At 65.9% G+C, this 18,439-nt stretch carries 14 protein-coding genes; 7 read left to right on the top strand and 7 right to left on the bottom strand.

The genetic code is table 11. The features are described from left to right. Positions 1 to 26 precede the first annotated feature (26 nt). Genes QGV55_RS16525 through QGV55_RS16515 form a run of 3 tightly spaced genes read left to right on the top strand, consistent with a single transcriptional unit; the run spans position 27 to position 3,534 of the window. Positions 27 to 1,481, top strand: coding sequence for an amidase (locus tag QGV55_RS16525; protein ID WP_281019535.1), 1,455 nt, complete (start codon positions 27 to 29; stop codon positions 1,479 to 1,481). Next, positions 1,478 to 2,560: an NAD/NADP-dependent octopine/nopaline dehydrogenase family protein gene (locus tag QGV55_RS16520; RefSeq protein WP_281019536.1), complete on the top strand. Its 1,083-nt coding sequence runs from the start codon at positions 1,478 to 1,480 to the stop codon at positions 2,558 to 2,560. Before QGV55_RS16525 ends, QGV55_RS16520 begins: the two co-directional genes overlap by 4 nt. Then, positions 2,560 to 3,534 (top strand): 3-hydroxybutyryl-CoA dehydrogenase, encoded by a 975-nt coding sequence (locus QGV55_RS16515; protein WP_281019537.1) that lies wholly within the window; start codon positions 2,560 to 2,562, stop codon positions 3,532 to 3,534. Before QGV55_RS16520 ends, QGV55_RS16515 begins: the two co-directional genes overlap by 1 nt. Positions 3,535 to 3,902: 368 nt before the next feature. On the opposite strand, the gene QGV55_RS16510 is transcribed toward QGV55_RS16515, so the two are convergent. Further along, positions 3,903 to 4,910, bottom strand: coding sequence for an NAD(P)-dependent alcohol dehydrogenase (locus tag QGV55_RS16510; protein ID WP_281019538.1), 1,008 nt, complete (start codon positions 4,908 to 4,910; stop codon positions 3,903 to 3,905). A 182-nt stretch (positions 4,911 to 5,092) separates the two neighbouring features. Next, a complete protein-coding gene (locus QGV55_RS16505; protein ID WP_281019539.1) occupies positions 5,093 to 5,530 on the bottom strand; it encodes a MucR family transcriptional regulator in 438 nt (145 codons plus the stop codon). 319 nt (positions 5,531 to 5,849) lie between these two features. Here QGV55_RS16505 and QGV55_RS16500 point away from each other — a divergent pair, with 319 nt between their 5' ends. From QGV55_RS16500 to QGV55_RS16490, 3 genes are read left to right on the top strand one after another with little or no spacing between them, the layout of a single operon-like run. Beyond that, a complete protein-coding gene (locus QGV55_RS16500) occupies positions 5,850 to 6,629 on the top strand; it encodes a class II aldolase/adducin family protein (protein WP_281019540.1) in 780 nt (259 codons plus the stop codon). Positions 6,630 to 6,662: 33 nt separating this feature from the next. Then, on the top strand, positions 6,663 to 7,994 hold the full coding sequence (locus QGV55_RS16495) for an FAD-binding oxidoreductase (protein ID WP_281019541.1): 1,332 nt from the start codon (positions 6,663 to 6,665) through the stop codon (positions 7,992 to 7,994). Then, positions 7,991 to 9,322 (top strand): MATE family efflux transporter, encoded by a 1,332-nt coding sequence (locus QGV55_RS16490; RefSeq protein ID WP_281019542.1) that lies wholly within the window; start codon positions 7,991 to 7,993, stop codon positions 9,320 to 9,322. Before QGV55_RS16495 ends, QGV55_RS16490 begins: the two co-directional genes overlap by 4 nt. A gap of 154 nt (positions 9,323 to 9,476) precedes the next feature. Here the strand turns inward: QGV55_RS16490 and QGV55_RS16485 are convergent, their stop codons facing one another. The 5 genes from QGV55_RS16485 to ccrA form a co-directional block, all read right to left on the bottom strand. Continuing rightward, positions 9,477 to 11,909 carry an FAD-dependent oxidoreductase gene (locus QGV55_RS16485; RefSeq protein ID WP_281019543.1) on the bottom strand — a complete coding sequence of 811 codons (2,433 nt, stop codon included), beginning with the start codon at positions 11,907 to 11,909 and terminating at the stop codon, positions 9,477 to 9,479. A gap of 159 nt (positions 11,910 to 12,068) precedes the next feature. Then, the gene (locus QGV55_RS16480) at positions 12,069 to 12,359 is read right to left on the bottom strand and encodes an antibiotic biosynthesis monooxygenase (RefSeq protein WP_281019544.1); all 291 of its coding nucleotides are present in this window, start codon (positions 12,357 to 12,359) and stop codon (positions 12,069 to 12,071) included. 107 nt (positions 12,360 to 12,466) lie between these two features. Then, on the bottom strand, positions 12,467 to 12,766 hold the full coding sequence (locus tag QGV55_RS16475) for a cytochrome c (RefSeq protein ID WP_281019545.1): 300 nt from the start codon (positions 12,764 to 12,766) through the stop codon (positions 12,467 to 12,469). Between the two features lie 234 nt (positions 12,767 to 13,000). Continuing rightward, complete coding sequence (locus QGV55_RS16470; RefSeq protein WP_281019546.1) at positions 13,001 to 14,701, bottom strand: acyl-CoA dehydrogenase family protein; 1,701 nt, start codon at positions 14,699 to 14,701, stop codon at positions 13,001 to 13,003. A gap of 209 nt (positions 14,702 to 14,910) precedes the next feature. Then, positions 14,911 to 16,209 (bottom strand): crotonyl-CoA carboxylase/reductase, encoded by a 1,299-nt coding sequence (ccrA, locus tag QGV55_RS16465; RefSeq protein ID WP_281019547.1) that lies wholly within the window; start codon positions 16,207 to 16,209, stop codon positions 14,911 to 14,913. 206 nt (positions 16,210 to 16,415) lie between these two features. Between ccrA and QGV55_RS16460 the strand changes: the two genes are divergently transcribed. Then, the gene (locus QGV55_RS16460) at positions 16,416 to 18,422 is read left to right on the top strand and encodes a protein meaA (RefSeq protein WP_281019548.1); all 2,007 of its coding nucleotides are present in this window, start codon (positions 16,416 to 16,418) and stop codon (positions 18,420 to 18,422) included. The last annotated feature ends 17 nt before the right edge of the window (positions 18,423 to 18,439 follow it).

The following is an 18,439-nucleotide window of genomic DNA, read 5'->3' as shown; positions in this document are numbered from 1 at the left end:
AGACAACAATCGGGGAGGCAGGGAACATGGGCGATCCGTCATACATGTCGGCGCGGGAACTGGTGGCCGCCATTGGCCAGCAGACGCTGCGGTCGGAAGAGGTGCTGGATCATTACCTTGATCGGCTGGAACGGTTCAACGGGCAGATCAACGCGGTGGTGGCAACGGATGTGGATGCCGCCCGCGCCCGCGCCCGCGCGGCGGACGCTGCGGCGGCCCGGGGGGAGAGCTGGGGGCCGCTGCACGGGCTGCCGATGACGGTGAAGGACACGTTCGAGGTTGTCGGCATGGCCTGCACCGCGGGCGCGCCGGAACTGAAGGATCATCAGCCGAATCGCCATGCCACGGCGGTCGAGCGCCTGATCGAGGCCGGGGCGATCATCTATGGCAAGACCAACACGCCGCTCTACGCCGGGGACCTGCAGACCTACAACGCGGTCTTCGGCACGACCAACAATCCCTGGGACGTGAGCCGCGCGCCGGGGGGGTCGTCGGGCGGTTCCGCCGCCGCGCTGGCGTCCGGCTTCACCGCGCTGGAACTGGGATCGGACATTGGCGGCTCGATCCGCAATCCGGCGCATTTCTGTGGCGTCACCGGGCACAAGCCGAGCTTTGGCGCGGTGCCGATCCGTGGCCATATTCCGGGGCCGCCGGGTGCGCTGACCGGGGCCGATATCGGGGTCGCGGGGCCGCTGGCGCGCAGTGTCGATGACCTGGAACTGGCGCTGGATGTCATGGCCGGGTCCGACATGCTGGATCAGGCGGGCTGGAAGCTGAAGCTCGCCAATGCGCGGCATGAGGCCATCCGCGACTACAGGATTGCCGTCTGGTCCGACGACCCGTTCTGTGCCGTTGACCCGGAGTTCCGTGACCTGATCGAGGGGGCGGGCACGGCGCTGGAGGAAATGGGCGCCAGGGTGGATCGTTCGGCCCGCCCCGCTGTCGACATGCGGGAATCGCACGAGATCTACTACAGCCTGCTGGCGGCCGCGCTTGGTGCCGGTCTGCCGGAGAGCATGCGGCGGAAACTGCGCGAGAACCCGCCGGACGCCGACGACCACAGCCATCAGGCGATCTTCGCCCGTGGCGCGGTCATGGACCATGCGGAATGGCTGGACTGGGATGAGCGCCGGGCGGTGCTGCGGGAGATGTGGAACCGCTTTTTCGGCGATGTGGATGTGCTGCTCTGCCCGGTCATGCCGCGCGCGGCCATTCCGCACGACCAGTCCGCCAGCTTCGGCACCCGAACCGTGGAGATCGCCGGCCAGAGCCGCAACTATGTCGACATGATCGTCTGGTGCGGCCTGACCTGCGGGGTCTATCTGCCTGCCACCGTGGTGCCAGTCGGGCGCACCGATGCTGGGCTGCCGGTCGGGGTACAGGTGGTCGCCAACTTCATGGAGGATCGCTCCGCGCTGCATGTGGCACGGCATCTGGAGAAGGCGCTTGGCGGCGTCGTTCCGCCCCCCGGCTTCGCATGAGGATTGCCGTTCTGGGCGGCGGTCATGGTGCCCATGCCGCCGCCGCCGACCTGTCGGAACAGGGACACGAGGTCCGTTTCTGGCGGCGTGATGCGGTGGCACTGCAGGGCCTGATGGCCAGGGGCGCACTGCGGCTGACGGATGCGGCGGGCAGTCGCGACGTGCCGATCCAGACGGTGACACCGGATATCGGCGAGGCGGTCGCAGGCGCGGAACTGATCCTGATGCCCGGCCCTGCCATGGCCCAGGTGGATATTGCCCGCGCCATGGCCCCGCACCTGTCGGACGGTCAGGGCATCCTGATGCCGCCGGGCAGCTTCGGCACCTGGGTGGTCATGGATACCCTGCGGGCGGAGGGCTGCAGCGCCGATCTGCTGCTGGGTGAGTCCGGCACCCTGCCGTGGCTGGCCCGGATGCAGGGACCGGAGGAGGTCGCTATCGTCACCCGCGCGACGCGTCTGCCGACCGGCGTGTTTCCGCTGGCCCGCGCCGATGCGGCCTTCGACCTGTTCGGCAGGGCCTTTCCGGCCATCGAGCGGCTGACGGACGGGCTGGACGGGGCGCTGATGAACGCGGGGCCGATCATCCATCCGCCGCTGATCCTGATGAACGCCGGACCCATCGAGCATTTCGAGCACTGGGACATTCACAACGAGGGCACGCAGCCCGCGATCCGGCGTGTCACCGATGCGCTGGATGCGGAGCGCGTGGCGGTGCGGGAGGCGCTGGGATACGGCCCGCCGCATTTTCCCCTGGCCGACCACTATGACGACAGCCGCCCGGAATGGATGTACGGGCAGGCGGCGCACGACCGGCTGGTGGTCTCCAGCCGCTGGCGGGAGAGGCTGGATCTGACCCGCCACCGCTACATGCGCGAAGATGTGGCGATCGGACTGGCGTTCCTGGTCTCGGTCGCGCGCTGGGTCGATGTCCCCGCGCCGGTGGCGAGCGGTCTGCTGGCGCTGGCCGGTGCGGTCAACGGGGAGGATTTCTCGGCCACCGGGCGCACACTCGGCAATCTCGGCCTGGCTGATCTGGCTCCGGCCGCCCTGCAGACCCGGCTGAGAGAGGGCTTCTGATGCCGCGCGTTGCACTGGTTGGTGCCGGACGCATGGGACGCGGGCTGGCGCATGTCTTTGCCTGGGGCGGCTGGCAGGTCGATCTGCTGGATGCGAAACCGCGGGACAGTGCTGCTGCGACCACCCTGCTTTCGGCGGCCCGTGACGAGGTGGCGCGCACCCTGAACCTGATGGCGGAGTTCGGGCAATGCGAGCCGGGCGCGGTTGCGGGCCTTCGGGAACGCATCAGCTTTCGCGGGCCCGATGACCTCCCCGACGCGCTTGCCCGCGCTGATCTGGTGATGGAGGGCGTGCCTGAGACGCGGGAAGCGAAGGCGGAGGCGCTGTCGCTGATCTCCGCCCATGCGGGGGCGGAGACAATCATTGCCTCCACCACATCGACCATGCTCTCGACGGAGCTTGCGGCGCATGTGACGCCCCCGGAGCGATTTCTGAACGCCCACTGGCTCAACCCGGCATATCTGATTCCGCTGGTGGAGGTCAGTCCACACGACGGTACGGCACCTGAGGTGCGTGACCGGCTGCTCGGCTGGCTGCGCGACATCGGCAAGGTGCCGGTGGTCTGCAAGGCCAGTCCCGGTTTCATCGTGCCGCGCATCCAGGCGCTGGCGATGAACGAGGCGGCGCGGATGGTGGAGGAAGGCGTGGCCAGTGCGGAGGACATGGATACGGCGATCCGGGCCGGGTTCGGCCCGCGCTTCGCCGTGCTCGGCCTGGTGGAATTCATCGACTGGGGCGGGGTGGACATCCTGCACCACGCCAGCCGCTACCTGACGGAAACAACCGGTCAGGACCGGTTCCGTGCACCGGAGATCGTGGGGGAGAAGATGGCGCAGGGGGCCACCGGATTGCATGCCGGTCGCGGCTTCCACGACTATGCCGACGTGGACCGGGAGGCCTATCAGCGCGACCGCATCCGCGACTTCGTCGATGTTCTGGGCCAGCGCGGCCTGCTCGCCCCGCCCCGGATCTGAGCGGCAGCAGTGCCGCTCCGGCGTGGGAGACCGGGCTCGCGGATCGAGTCCGCGAGCATCGTGAGGGTGGGAAGGGAGGGAACTGCCTCTCCACCACAAACCACGCCGTACCCGGGCTTGACCCGGGTACCCATGGTGCCGTTCCGGCGTGAGAGACTGGGCTCGCGGATCAGGTCCGCCAGCATCGTGAGAGGGAAAGGGAGGGAACTGTCTCACCACCTCAAACCACACCGTACCCGGGCTTGACCCGGGTACCCAGGAGTGCCGCTCCGGCGTGGGAGACTGGGCTCGCGGATCAGGTCCGCGAGCATCGTGAGGGTGGGGGCAGTCCCGCTGAACGCTCCCGCCCCCGCTGACGCAACGTCGGCTCAGACCTCGATCACCAGCTTTCCGAAATGGCTTGCGGCGCGCATGGTGTGGTAGGCGGCGCGGGCGTCCGCGAACGCGAAGGACTGGTCGATCACGGGCTTCAGGCCGTGGGTGGTGATGGCGCGGTTCATGTCGGCGAACATCGACCGGGGACCGACATAGATGCCGCGTATCGTCACCGACTTGCGCATGATCGCTGTCGGGCTCGCCTGTCCGGCGGCGCCGGTCAGAATGCCGATCAGGCCGATGATGCCACCGACACGCACCGCGTTCACCGACCGGTCGAAGGTGCCGGGGCCGCCGACCTCCACCACCCGGTCAACGCCCGTGCCACCGGTGAGGTCCAGCACCGCCGCATCCCAGTCCGGCGTGGTGCGGTAGTTGATGGTTTCATCCGCGCCCAGCGCCTTCATGCGCGCCAGCTTCTCGTCGGAGGAAGAGGTGACGATGGTCCGCACCCCCATCATCGCGCAGAACTGTTGTGCGAAGACCGAGACACCACCGGTGCCCAGCAGCAGCACCGTCTCCCCCGCCAGCACCGGTCGCGGCTGGGTCAGCGCGTGCCACGCGGTCAGCGCGGCGCAGGGCAGGGTGGCCGCCTCCGCATCCGTCAGGTGTGCCGGGGTCGGGATGACACCGCGTTCGGGCAGGATGACTTCCTCCGCCAGCACCCCCTGACGCGCGCCACCAAGTGCGGATGCCATTGCGGCGGCGCTGATCTCCCCGGCGGTCCAGTCCTCGAAGAAGCAGGAGGTGACGCGGTCGCCTTCCTTCAGGCTGACGCCGGGACCGACAGCGGTCACGACCCCGGCCCCGTCCGAGTTCGGTACGGTGGGGAATGGCAGTTTGCGGGTAATCGGATCCTCGATGGTGCTGAGGTCGCGATAGTTGATCGAATTGGCACTGATCTTCAGCCGGACCTCGCCGGGGCCGGGCGTCGGCGTTGGCCGTTCCGCCAGGTTCAGCGCATCGACGCCGTCACCGCAAATGATTTCCCAGGCTCGCATGATGACTGTCCGATCTGCATGAGGTGTTGATCTGTTGTGGCCGGGAAGTCTGCCGCCTGTGAAACAGGCGATCAAGCCGTGCCCGGTTTCGTCCGGAGCCGGCGAGACGCAGAACGGGCCGCACCATCACTGCGATCACAGTGCGGGACGGCCCGTCCGGCAGATCAGGTTGCCTGAAGCGATCAGGCGCGGCGACGACGGCCCCCGCGGCCCAGGCCGATGGCCTTTGCCATCTCGGCCCGCTTCTCGGCGTAGCTGGGTGCGACCATCGGGTAATCCGACGGCAGGTTCCACTTCGCGCGGTAGTCTTCCGGCGACATGTTGAAGTTGGTGCGCAGATAGCGCTTCAGCATCTTCAGCTTCTTGCCGTCTTCCAGACAGATCAGATAGTCCGGGGTGATGGAGCGACGCACGGAGACAGCCGGCTTCTGCTTCTCGGCCTCCGGCTCCGGCTCGGAGGTGCCTGCACCGGCCAGGGCGGTGTGGATGCGGTTGATCAGTTCCGGCAGTTCATCGGAAGCGACAACATTGTTGGAAACATACGCGGCGGTGACCTCTGCGGTCATTTCGAGCAGATCATGCTGCGTGGTGGCACCATTCTCAGCCGTAATCGATGCCATGGCGGCAACTCCTGTTTGCAATTCTCAGAACTTGAATCGTCTCGATGATCGCTCCGGACCAAGGATTCGAGCCGCAATCTAGTCATTTACGAGAGAAATGAAAGTATTTCCTGAAGGAATCATGAATTTATTGAACAAGTAAATCAGAATACAGCCCGCGATGGTTGGTCGCATCACGTTCGATTACACTGTCAGAATGTCGCACATCAGAGAGAACGATGGTCAGGCGGACATTGCCAAATGGCGGCAGATAAATTGCCAATCGTCCACCGTCACATGGTAAGTTGCCGCAACGGTATTTCAGACGGAGGCAAGTATCATGGCTGATGGTTCAAGGCCAGTTTCTTCAGTTCGGGCCAACTGCAGTGATGCGGAATGGCAGGCGCGACAGTCGCTTGCGGCCACCTATCGCATCTTCGACCATTTCGGCTGGTACGAGCTGATCTTCAATCACATCACCCTGCGGGTGCCCGGTCCGGAGCATCATTTCCTGATCAATCCCTACGGACTCTGGTACCGGGAGGTCACGGCCTCCAACCTGGTCAAGGTCGATCTGGACGGGAACATCATTGGGGACAGTGAGTGGGGCATCAACCCGGCGGGCTACGTGATCCACTCCGCCATCCATGCAGCACGCGAAGATGCGCATTGCGTCATGCACACGCATTCCACCACGGGTGTGGCGGTGGCCTGTCAGGCTGCGGGGCTGTCCCGTGACAATTTCTATGGCGCGATCATCGGCGACCGGGTCGCCTATCACGACTTCGAAGGTGTAACCTGCGACGCGGATGAGAAGACAAGGCTTGTCGCCAACCTGGGTGAGAAGAACTACATGATCCTGCGCAGTCACGGGCTGCTGACCTGTGGCCATACCGCGGCGGCGGCGTTCCAGCGCATCTGGACCCTGCAGAGGGCCTGCGATGTCCAGATGATGGCCCAGCAGAGCGGGCAGCCGATCATTCCCGTGACACAGGCAATCGTCGACCGTTCCCAGGGCGTCATGGACAATTTCGAAGGTGAGGGCGCGACGGCGGCTGACCGGATCTTCGAAGCGCTGGTGCGGGAGATCGATCGGAAGGATACTTCCTGGCGCGACTGATTCTGCAGATCTGCCCGGGAACTTCGAACCGAAATGACGACATCCGCCCGCCTGAAGCTGGCCGACGACCTGGTCTTCCGACCCTGGTGGTGGGATGCCCGCAAGCGCCATGCGCCGCCTGAACCGGAGATGCCCGCCCGTGCCGATGTTGCCATTGTCGGTGGCGGCTACACCGGTCTTTCCGCCGCACTGACCGCGGCGCGCGGTGGCGCGAAGGTGGTTGTCTTCGATGCTGAGGATCCCGGCGACGGCGCCAGCACCCGCAACGGCGGCATGGTGGGCGACCGGCTGAAGCCATCCTTTCCGAAGCTGGAAAAGACCTTCGGCAGCGAACGCGCAAAGGCCCTGATGGCGGAGCCCGCGAACGCGGTCGACTATGTCGAGCGGCTGATCCTCGACCTGGGCATCGACTGCGACTTCGGGCGGATGGGGCGGTATTACCCGGCGGTCAATCCGGCACATTTCCGGGCGATGGAGACCGCGCTGGCGGCGGAGCAGGCGGCGCGCGGGGACATTGGTGCGACAATGGTCAGTGCGGAGGAGCAGGCGCAGTTCCTGGCCAGCCCGCTCTATGCCGGGGGGCGGGTGCAGTCCCGAACCGGCGGCCTGCACCCGGCGAAGTTCCACGACGGCCTGATGGATGCGGCCCGCAACGCCGGGGTGACCGTGCTGGCGCGGACCGCCGTGCTGGGACTGGAGGAGGAGGATGACTTCATCCGCCTCGACACGGGTCTCGGCTATATCAATGCCGACCGGGTGCTGATCTGCACCAACGGCTATACCGGCAACCTGCAACCCGACCTGCAGCGCCGCGTCATTCCCGTCACCAGCGCCATCGCGGCGACGGAGGAACTGGACCCGGCCCTGGTGGAGCGGCTGATTCCCAGCGGGCGGATGATCACCGACAGTTTCAACCTGCTGAACTATTTCCGGCCCAGCCCTGACGGGCGGCGCATCCTGCTGGGCACGCGCCCCGGCCTGTTCGCCGCGAAGCAGGGGCCGCGGCTGGCGCAGTACATCGGCAATCGCATCGGCCAGATCTTTCCTGAGCTGGATGGCACGCGGATCACCCACTGCTGGTGGGGCAAGGTGGCCTTCAGCTTCGACCATTTCCCGAAGATCGGGATGGATGAACGGATCGGCCATGCGCTCTGCTACGGCGGCTCGGGCGTGGCCATGTCGGTCTGGCTCGGCCACAAGCTGGGGCAGAAGGCACTGGGTGACCTGGCCGGGCGGACAGCCTTCGACGACATGGCGTTTCCGGGGCGGTTCTACTATCGCGGGTGGCCCTGGTTCCTGGGGCCGGCGATGGCCTGGTACGGCCTGCAGGACCGCATGGCGGGCCGCTACCGGCGGGCGGCGTGAGCGGCACGGACCGGGCGACACTGATCCGCGTCTGGCACCTGGCCTGGCCCGTGATCCTGTCGAACGTCACCACGCCCCTGCTGGGCCTTGTCGATACGGCGGTCGTCGGCCGTCTGCCCGGACCGGAATATATCGGCGCGGTCGCCATCGGTGCCGCCGCCTTCACCGGCATCTTCTGGATGTTCGGGTTCCTGCGCATGGGCACCACGGGGTTCGTGGCGCAGGCCATGGGCGCGGGCGACTTCACCGAGGTGCGGGCGATCCTGGGCCGCGCCATCCTGATTGCGGTGCTGTTCGGTGCCCTGCTGGTGACGCTGCAGCAACCGCTCTGGTCCGGGGCGATCCACCTGCTCGACCCCAGCGCGACCGTGCAGGGTCTGGCGGAGCAATATTTCTCCATCCGTGTCTGGACCGGGCCGGCGGCGCTGGTGAACTACGCCCTGCTGGGGTTCTTCATCGGCATGCAGCGGCCCCGGCTGGCGCTGGCGATCCAGATCTGGCTGAACGGGGTGAACATCGCGCTGGACCTGCTGTTCGTCGTGGGGCTGGACATGGGGGTTCCGGGCGTCGCCTGGGCAACCCTGATCGGTGAATATTCAGCGGCGATCCTGGGTATCGTTGTCGCCCTGCGGGTGCTGCGCCCGCACGGGGGGCGGTTCAACTGGCCTGCCATTCTCGATCCCGTGCAGGGCAGGCGGCTGCTCAGCGCCAACTTCGACATCTTCGTGCGCACGGCCTGCCTGATCATCGCCTTCTCCTGGGCCACCCGTGTGGGCGCCCGGCTGGGGGATCTGGCGCTGGCCGCCAATGCGATCCTGATGCAGATGGTGCACCTGCTGGCCTACGGTCTGGACGGCTTCGCCTTCGCGGCGGAGGCGCTGGTCGGCGGGGCGCTGGGCGCGCGCAGCCTTGGCGCATTGCGGGAGGCTGTGGTTGCCAGCACGATCTGGGCCCTGATCGTCGCTGTCGGCGTCGCGATCATCTATCTGGTTGGCGGCCCCCTGCTGATCGCCGTCATGACGGACCAGCCGGATGTCCAGGCGACCGCAGAGGCGTACCTGTTCTGGATCGTGCTCTATCCGCTGCTCGCGATCTGGTGCTACCAGCTGGACGGCATCTTCATCGGTGCGACCCAGACAGCGGAGATGCGCAATGCGATGATCCTGTCGCTCGGGGTCTTCGTCGTGGCGATCCTGACCCTGCCGGACATGTTCGGGAACCATGGCCTCTGGGCTAGCCTGAGCATCTTCAATGTCGCGCGGACGGTGACCCTGGGGGCGTACTACCGCCGGATCGAGGTACGGGCCGCCAGATCGCAGCCAGCCTGACGCGAAACCGGTCAACTGCCTGTTTATTGTTCATTTCGGACCCTGATGCCGTCCGTCGGAGGGGAGGTCGGCCGCAAAGGAAAACCCCGCCGCCCCGGGGAGGTGGGGCGACGGGGCTGTTCGCGCCGACGTCATTCTGGGGAGGAGAGAGCGGTCAGGCGCGAAGGTGCGTATTCTCCGGATCAAACGGGCTTTCATCGAGAACTGTAATTCGGTGCATCCGATCCAGAATTCTCATTTCAAGTTCCGTACCAGTTTTTGCCAGGTCGGGGCGCACCATGACCATGGCGAGTGATTTTCCGGTGCGTGGTCCATAGTTACCCGATGTTGCCCGCCCCACCAGTGCCCCGTCCAGATAGACCGGATTGTTGCCGAGTGCGTCGGCATCGGTCACATCATGGACCTCGACTGTTGCAAAGGCGTTGCTGAAACCGCGCTGCTGCCACTCCACCAGGGCGTCACGTCCGATGAACTCGCCCTTGTTGGGATGCACGAAACGGTCGAGACCGGATTCGTAGGCCGCATACTCGATGGACAGTTCCGTGCCGACCATGCGGTAGGACTTCTCGATCCGCAGCATGTCCATGGCGCGGATGCCGAAGGGCTTCAGCCCCAGGTCCTGCCCGGCGTTCCACAGCGCGTCGAAGATGTGGTTCTGGTACTCGATCGGGTGATGCAGTTCCCAGCCCAGCTCGCCGACGAAGTTGACGCGGCAGGCCAGCGCCGGGGCCAGCCCGACGTCGATCTGCTGGGCGGTCAGCCAGGGGAAGGCCTCGTTGGAGAAATCGGCATCGGAGACCCGCTGCATCAGATCGCGCGCCTTCGGCCCGGCGATCACCAGCACACCGTTCTGGTTGGTCATCTGGTCGTAACGGACGGAACCGTCGGCCGGCATGTGCTGCTTCAGCCAGTCGTGATCCAGGCGCTGGTAGGCACCGGCGGAGACCAGGTAGAAGCTGTCGGATGCCTCGCGGACCACCGTGAACTCGGAGTGCACGCCGCCACGGGTGTTCAGGGCATGGCAGAGGCCGATGCGCCCGACACGCGGCAGGCGGTTGGCCAGCAGGTTGCGCAGGAAATCCAGTGCGCCGGGGCCGGAGATGCGGCACTTGGCGAAGGCGGTCATGTCGAGAATGCCGACATTCTCCGCGACATTCAGCGCCTCGTTCTTCACATGCTCGAACCATTTGGAGCGTCGGAAGGACCAGTCGTCTTCCTGCGGGACACCTTCCGGTGCGAACCAGTTGGCGCGCTCCCAGCCGAACTTCTGGCCGAACACGGCGCCCAGATCCTTCAGGCGGTCGTAGCAGGGGGCAGTGCGCAGCGGGCGACCGGCCTCCCGCTCCTCATCCGGGAAGTGGGTGACGAAGACGTTGGCGTAGGCTTCCTCGTTCTTCACCTTCAGATACGACTTCGTGGCGTAATCGCCATAGCGCCGGGGGTCGACGCCCAGCATGTCGATGGTCGGCTCCCCGTCGACGATCCATTCGGCGAGCTGCCAGCCTGCGCCGCCTGCCGCGGTGATGCCGAAGCTGTGGCCCTCGTTCAGCCAGAGGTTGGGCATGTCCCACGCCGGGCCGATGATCGGGCTGCCGTCCGGAGTGTAGCAGATCGCACCGTTGTAGACCTGCTTCACGCCGACCTCGCCAAAGGCGGGGACGCGGTAGATGGCGCTCTCGATATGGGGTTCCAGCCGCTCCAGATCCTCCTGGAACAGTTCGAACTCGGCGTCCGGCTTCGGGCCGTTGATGTAGCAGGCGGGGGCACCCTTCTCGTAGGGGCCGAGCAGCAGGCCACCGCGTTCCTCGCGCATGTACCAGGACGCGTTGGAATCGCGCAGCACGCCCATCTCCGGCAGGCCCTGTTCCTTGCGGGCCAGGATGTCGGGATGCGCCTCCGTGACGATGTACTGGTGCTCCACGGGGATCACGGGGATCTTCAGGCCCAGCATCTGCCCGGTCTGCTGCACGAAGTTGCCGGTGGCGGAGATCAGGTGCTCGCAGGTGATCTCGCCCTTGTCGGTGGTGACCTTCCACTCCCCGGACGCAGTGCGGTCGATGGCGGTGACGCGGGTCTGGCGATAGATCGTGGCACCACGCTGGCGTGCGCCCGTGGCAAAGGCCTGGGTCAGGTCGGCAGGCTGGACGTACCCGTCATCCGGATGCTGGATCGCGCCGATCAGATCGTCGGTGTTGCAAAGCGGCCAGATCTCCTTCACCTGCTTCGGGGTCAGCTGGCGCACATCGACGCCGATAGTCTCCGCCACGCCGGCATACTGCAGGTATTCGTCCATCCGCTCCTTCGAGGAGGCGAGGCGGATGTTGGAGACGCGGCGCAGGCCGACGTCCTGGCCGGTCTCTGCCTCCAGTTCGCCGTACTGGCGCACCGAGTACTTGTGGATCTGGCCGACGGAGTAGGACAGGTTGAACAGCGGCAGCAGCCCGGCCGCGTGCCAGGTTGACCCGGATGTCAGCTCGTTGCGCTCCAGCAACACGACATCGGACCAGCCCTTCTTCGCCAGGTGATACAGCGTCGAAACACCGACGACACCGCCACCGATCACCACCGCCCGTGCATGGGTCTTCATTGCACCCGTCCTCCGCCAGAAGAAGTCATGGCACGTTCATGCTCCTTCACCGTCACTGGCGCTACGCCGCCACCGACCCGCACTGACGCGCGCGCGACATGGCGGGTTCGACAGCGGCCTGTCAGCCGGACGATGGACGTCCGGCTGACGCGGGCCCGATCAGATGTCCATCATGCCCATGGTGCGCAGGATCGGCGGTTCCCGCAGGGCCTTGCCCATCTGGTCCAGGTCACCCCGTTCCTGCCGCCAGGCCATGTACTTCTTGTGATCGGCGGCGTCACGCCATTGCTCGTAGAGGAAGATGGTCTTGTTTTCCTCATCGATGGCGCCCTTCAGCGCCTCGCAGCCTTCGAACGCCTTCGTGTCGGGCAGGATCTTCGGAAACTCGGTGCGGAACGTCTCCCAGGCTTCGTCCTTGATCCTCAGTTCCAGTGTTACAACGGCTGACATGGTTCCCTCCCAGGTTGGCGCAAGACCGTGCCGGATCGGGCCGCGGTCCGCGCTGAAGCGACAAGCCTGCTGCCGTCACCGGATCGGTTCAAGCGAAACATTGTCGTTCAGCGGATGCCGTTGGCGCGCTGCAGGGTCCGGACATAGGCGATGATCTGACTCACCTCGGCTTCGGAAACGCCGGGTATCGGGGGCATGCTGCCAAACGACCAGTGATGCTGCCGCACGCCGTTCTTCACGGCCAGCACGAAGCTGGTGTCGGCATGGTGACCGGGTTCGTAGATCTTGTGGACCAGTGGCGGGCCACCCAGTCCGCCCCCGGCGTTGGCGCCGTGGCAGGCAACGCAGTTCCTGTCAAAGACGACCTTCCCGGATGCCGCCGCACCGGAAAGCTGGGGCACGGACACGTCAACCAGATGCGTCAGCGATTGTTAAGACGTACCGCCGCGAACCAGCAGCCAGATGACGGCACCGCCAGTCAGACCGGCCAGCACCATCACGATTATCAGACGTATCGGTGACATGGGAATCCTCCTTGACCTGCACAGGCGTGCAGTGTCGGGGTTCCTGTCACTGGAAGGTCAAGCGATCGGAAGCCGCTCGGCGTGGCGGTCTGGTTGGACTGCCACGCCGGCCGGTTGTCAGTTCGCGCCTTCGAGCAGTCGGCGGGCGATGACCTGGGCCTGGATCTCGCCGGCCCCTTCGAAGATGTTCAGGATGCGGGCGTCGCAGAGGATGCGGCTGATGTCATACTCCAGCGCGAAGCCGTTGCCGCCATGGCTCTGCAACGCATTGTCGGCATTGGCCCAGGCGACGCGGGCGCCCAGCAGCTTGGCCATCCCGGCCTCCAGGTCGCAACGGCGGCCCTCGTCCTTGGTGCGGGCGGAGAAATAGGTCAGCTGCCGCGCGATCATGGTCTCGACAGCCGCCCAGGCGACCTTGCCGTGGACACGCGGGAACTCATAGATCGGGCGATTGAACTGCACCCGGTCCTTGGCATAGCGCATGCCGGTCTCCAGCGCATTCTGGGCCACGCCGATGGCGCGGGCCGCGGTCTGGATCCGGGCGGATTCGAAGGTGGCCATTAACTGCTTGAAGCCATTGCCTTCCTCTCCACCCAGCAGGTTCTCGGCTCCGACCTCGAAACCATCGAAGCCCAGTTCGTACTCGCGCATGCCGCGATAGCCCAACACCTCGATCTCGCCACCGCTCATGCCCTCGGCGGGGAACAGGTTGCCGTCCTCGCCGCGCGGCTTCGGCGCGAAGAACATGGAGAGGCCGCGATAGCCGGGCTCATCCGGGTTGGTGCGGGCCAGCACCGTCATCACGTCGGCGCGGGCCGCATGGGTGATCCAGGTCTTGTTGCCGGTGATACGGTAGGTATCGCCGTCCTTCACCGCGCGGGTGCGCAGGGAGGCGAGGTCGGAGCCGATGTTGGGTTCCGTGAACACTGCGGTCGGCAGGATCTCGCCGGAGCAGATGCCGGGCAGCCAGCGCTGCTTCTGCTCTTCGGTACCGCCGGTCAGCAGCAGCTCGGCCGCGATCTCGGAGCGGGTGCCGAGGGAGCCGACCCCGATATAGCCGCGCGACAGCTCTTCCGAGACCACGCACATGGCCATCTTGCCCATGGCATGTCCGCCATATTCCTCCGGCACCGTCAGGCCGAAGACGCCCAGCTCGCCCATCTCCTTCACGACCTCGATGGGGATCAGTTCGTTGTCCAGGTGCCACTTGTGGGCGTGCGGGGCCACCTTGTCGTCGGCGAACTTGCGGAACTGGTCGCGGACCATGCCATAGGTCTCGTCCAGCCCCGGATCACCGAAATTGCCGGTCTCCAGTGCGTTGTCCAGCAGCGCGGCGATGCGCGCGCGGACGGCGGCGGTATTGCCGTTGAAGATCAGGCGGCGCACTTCCGGCGTGCCCAGGCGCTGCACCTGGGTCATGTCGATGTTCAGGTCCTGCGGACGCACGACCTCGCCCTGGTTCATCGGGATGCCGTTGCCGAGCTGTGCCAGATATTCGCCGTAACCGGCCTGCAGGATCAGGCGTTCCAGCTCGTTCAGCTTGCCTTCCTGGTCCAGCCGCTCGGCCCAGTTCAGCAGCTCGCGCAGGCTCTCGACATAGGTTGCGACCCAGGCGAGGCCGTGGCTGGCGTACTGGTTGACCTCCAGCAGCTTCGCATCGATCCGGCCCTCCTCGTTGCGGACCAGCCCGGCAACCGAGTTGATCGCGACCTGCTTGTAGCGGTCGGCGGCGTCCAGTGCGCCACGGCACAGGCGCAGCAGATCGGACAGGACGGGGGATTCGTCAGTGGCACTCAGGACAGGTGCGGAATCGGGCATGGTGGCCTCCCGTAATATATGCGGAATGAAGTGATGGCGGCGTTATAGGCCAGAGCCTGCGCTGAAGATACAGGCTGCAATGCCGCGCAACGCGACCGGCCTGACGGACATGCCCCTGCGGGGATGCCTGCCAGGCCGGACAGGTTCAGCCGCGTGCCGGTCGCATTGCCGGTCGGCAATGCCTGTCAGCACGTGGCGGACGCGGGGTCTCAGCCGTTGCCGGCCTCGATCGCGTCCTCGATGGTGCGCAGGCCGGGCAGCTTCGACGAGACCAGCACGGCCATGTTGCCGGGCTTGTGCTCGTTCGCCAGCATCTTCATGTGGGCACGCGGAATGTCGTCCCAGGAGAAGACTTCCGACATGCAGGGATCGACGCGGCGTTCGATCACCATCTGGTTGGCCTGGGTGGCCTGCTTCAGATTGGCGAAGTGGCTGCCCTGGATCCGCTTCTGCCGCATCCAGACGAAGCGCGCATCCATGGTCAGGTTGTAGCCGGTGGTCCCGGCGCAGAACACCACCATGCCGCCCCGCTTCACCACGATGCAGGACACGGGGAAGGTGCTCTCGCCCGGATGCTCGAAGACGAAGTCCACGTCATTGCCCTTGCCGGTGATGTCCCAGATCGCCTTGCCGAACTTCCGCATCTCCTTGGTCCAGGCGTGATATTCATCGGAGTTCACGGTCGGCATCTGTCCCCAGCAGTTGAAGTCCTTGCGGTTCAGCACCGCCTTGGCCCCCAGCGACATGACGAACTCGCGCTTGGTCTCGTCGGAGATGACGCCGATGGCGTTGGCACCGGCGGCGGCGCAGAGCTGCACCGCCATGGAGCCGATACCGCCGGAGGCACCCCAGATCAGCACGTTGTCACCGGGACGCAGGATGTGCGGGCGATGGCCGAACAGCATGCGGTAGGACGTGGCGAGCGTCAGCGTGTAGCAGGCGCTCTCCTCCCACGTCAGGTGGCGCGGGCGCGGCATCAGCTGCCGGTCCTGCACGCGGGCGAACTGGGCGAAGGACCCGTCCGGTGTCTCGTAGCCCCAGATGCGCTGCGACGTGGAGAACATCGGGTCGCCGCCATTGCATTCCTCGTCGTCGCCGTCGTCCTGATTGCAATGGACCACGACCTCGTCACCCACCTTCCAGCGCTTCACGCGCGAGCCGACGGCATAGACCACGCCGGAGGCATCGGAACCGGCGATGTGATAGGGCTGCTTGTGGATGTCGAAGGGGGACAGCGGCGTGCCGAGGGAGGCCCAGACGCCGTTGTAGTTGACGCCGGCGGCCATCACCAGGATCAGCACGTCGTGGCTGTCCAGTTCCGGCGTGTCCACGACCTCGCACTGCATGGCGGTGTCGGGATTGCCATGGCGCTCCTTGCGGATCGCCCAGGCGTACATCTTCGGCGGCACATGACCCAGCGGCGGAATCTCGCCCACTTCATAGAGGTCACGGCGATCGCCGTTGTTGGGGTCGATGGGGGTGTTCTCGACTGCCTGCATCTCGGCCATGCTCATTACTCCAATTCTGCGCGACCATGCTCTAACGCGCCCGTTGCCGCGCATCCAGTCAATACGCTGGACCGTTCCGGGGCAACGGGTTTATGTTGCACAGCCGCAAAACGCGTTTTGCAGCGCGGCAAGTGATATGATATTTCCATTGCTGCACGCAAGACGTAATTTTCGTGCGTAGATGATCAATGTGACGGAATAATCTGATGAATGCTGAAACTGGCGCCAACCCTGCGGAAACTGCTGGAGTCAAACGGGACCGGCCCTGGCTGATCCGCACCTATTCCGGTCACAGCTCCGCCCGGGCCTCCAACGAACTCTACCGCACCAACCTCTCGCGCGGTCAGACCGGCCTCTCCGTCGCCTTCGATCTGCCGACCCAGACCGGCCACGACAGCGATCATGCGCTGGCCAAGGGGGAAGTGGGCAAGGTGGGCGTGCCGATCTCGCACATCGGTGACATGCGGGCGCTGTTCGACCAGATCCCGCTGGAGCAGATGAACACCTCCATGACCATCAACGCCACCGCGCCCTGGCTGCTCGCGCTCTATGTCGCCACCGCCGAGGAGCAGGGGGCCGACCGCACGAAGCTGATGGGCACGGTGCAGAACGACATCGTGAAGGAATATCTCTCGCGCGGGACCTACATCTTCCCGCCGGCGCCGAGCCTGAAACTGATCTCCGACGTCATCGGCTTCACGGTGACGGAGATGCCGAAGTGGAACCCGACCAACATCTGCTCCTACCACCTGCAGGAAGCGGGCGCGACGCCGCAGCAGGAACTGGCCTTCGCGCTGGCCACCGCCATTGCCGTGCTGGATACGGTGCGGGATCGCGGCGAGGTCCCGGCGGAGATGTTCGGTGCCGTTGCCGGGCGCATCAGCTTCTTCGTCAATGCCGGCATCCGCTTCATCGAGGAAATGTGCAAGATGCGCGCGTTCGTCGACCTGTGGGACGAACTGCTGGCCGACCGCTACCGGGTGGAGGAGGAGAAGTTCCGTCGTTTCCGCTATGGCGTGCAGGTCAACAGCCTGGGCCTGACGGAGCCGCAGCCGGAGAACAACGTCTACCGCATCCTGATCGAGATGCTGGCCGTGGTGCTGTCGAAGAACGCCCGCGCCCGCGCAGTGCAGTTGCCCGCCTGGAACGAGGCGCTGGGCCTGCCGCGCCCCTGGGACCAGCAGTGGAGCCTGCGCCTGCAGCAGATCGTGGCCTATGAGACCGACCTGCTGGAATATGGCGATATCTTCGACGGCTCCCCCGTGATCGACGCCAAGGTGGAGGCCCTGAAGGCCACGGCGCGGGAGGAACTGGCCACCATCGACAGGCTCGGCGGTGCCCTGGCGGCGGTCGAGAGCGGCTACATGAAGGAAGCCCTGGTGGAGAGCAATGCCCGGCGGGTGCAGGCGATCATGCGCGGCGACATTCCGGTCATCGGCGTCAACCGCTTCACGGAGAGCGCGCCCTCGCCGCTGGCCGATTCGGCGGATGCCATCATGACCGTCGATGATGCGGCGGAGACCGATCAGGTGGCTGCCCTGCAGGCCTGGCGCGAAGGCCGCGACAGCAAGGCGGTGGAGGCCGCGCTGGCGGAGCTGGACCGGGCCGCGCGGGAAGACCGCAACATCATGGAGGCGTCGATTGCCGCCGCGAAGGCGGGCGCCACCACCGGCGAATGGGCCGATACGCTGCGCAAGATCTATGGTGAATACCGCGCACCGACCGGTGTCGGCGGGGCCATCGGCGTTGCCGCCGCCAGCCTGGTGGACGTGCGCAAGCGGGTGGATGAAGTCTCGGCACGGCTGGGGCGCCGGATCAAGATCCTGGTGGGCAAGCCCGGGCTGGACGGCCATTCGAACGGGGCCGAACAGATCGCCGTCGCCGCCCGCGATGCCGGCATGGAAGTGGTCTATGAAGGCATCCGCCTGACCCCGCAGCAGATCATCGATGCGGCGCTGGAGGAGGCAGTGCACCTGGTCGGCCTGTCGATCCTGTCCGGCAGCCACGCCGCCCTCGCCCGCGACGTGCTGGAGGGGCTGCGCGCCGAAGGCCTGGGCGACATCCCTGTCGTCGTCGGCGGCATCATCCCCGAAGCCGACGCCACCACCCTGAAGGCCGCCGGTATCGCCGGTATCTACACCCCGAAGGACTTCGACCTCGCCGCCATCATGGCCGACATCGTCGAGATCGTGGACACGAAGACGGCGGCCTGAGCGGCCACCTGATTCAC

The sequence above is a fragment of the Minwuia sp. IMCC3009 genome (assembly GCF_029909415.1).
In the GTDB taxonomy this organism is placed as follows: Bacteria; Pseudomonadota; Alphaproteobacteria; order Minwuiales; family Minwuiaceae; genus Minwuia.
This window is presented reverse-complemented; position numbering and strand designations above follow the sequence as displayed.

What these genes read in the sequence shown, in the direction of transcription:
- QGV55_RS16525 (WP_281019535.1), top strand. Translation starts at nt 27, where the DNA reads ATGGGCGATCCGTCATACATGTCGGCGCGGGAACTGGTGGCCGCCATT.
- QGV55_RS16520 (WP_281019536.1), top strand. Translation starts at nt 1,478, where the DNA reads ATGAGGATTGCCGTTCTGGGCGGCGGTCATGGTGCCCATGCCGCCGCC.
- QGV55_RS16515 (WP_281019537.1), top strand. Translation starts at nt 2,560, where the DNA reads ATGCCGCGCGTTGCACTGGTTGGTGCCGGACGCATGGGACGCGGGCTG.
- QGV55_RS16510 (WP_281019538.1), bottom strand. Translation starts at nt 4,910, where the DNA reads ATGCGAGCCTGGGAAATCATTTGCGGTGACGGCGTCGATGCGCTGAAC.
- QGV55_RS16505 (WP_281019539.1), bottom strand. Translation starts at nt 5,530, where the DNA reads ATGGCATCGATTACGGCTGAGAATGGTGCCACCACGCAGCATGATCTG.
- QGV55_RS16500 (WP_281019540.1), top strand. Translation starts at nt 5,850, where the DNA reads ATGGCTGATGGTTCAAGGCCAGTTTCTTCAGTTCGGGCCAACTGCAGT.
- QGV55_RS16495 (WP_281019541.1), top strand. Translation starts at nt 6,663, where the DNA reads ATGACGACATCCGCCCGCCTGAAGCTGGCCGACGACCTGGTCTTCCGA.
- QGV55_RS16485 (WP_281019543.1), bottom strand. Translation starts at nt 11,909, where the DNA reads ATGAAGACCCATGCACGGGCGGTGGTGATCGGTGGCGGTGTCGTCGGT.
- QGV55_RS16480 (WP_281019544.1), bottom strand. Translation starts at nt 12,359, where the DNA reads ATGTCAGCCGTTGTAACACTGGAACTGAGGATCAAGGACGAAGCCTGG.
- QGV55_RS16470 (WP_281019546.1), bottom strand. Translation starts at nt 14,701, where the DNA reads ATGCCCGATTCCGCACCTGTCCTGAGTGCCACTGACGAATCCCCCGTC.
- ccrA (WP_281019547.1), bottom strand. Translation starts at nt 16,209, where the DNA reads ATGGCCGAGATGCAGGCAGTCGAGAACACCCCCATCGACCCCAACAAC.
- QGV55_RS16460 (WP_281019548.1), top strand. Translation starts at nt 16,416, where the DNA reads ATGAATGCTGAAACTGGCGCCAACCCTGCGGAAACTGCTGGAGTCAAA.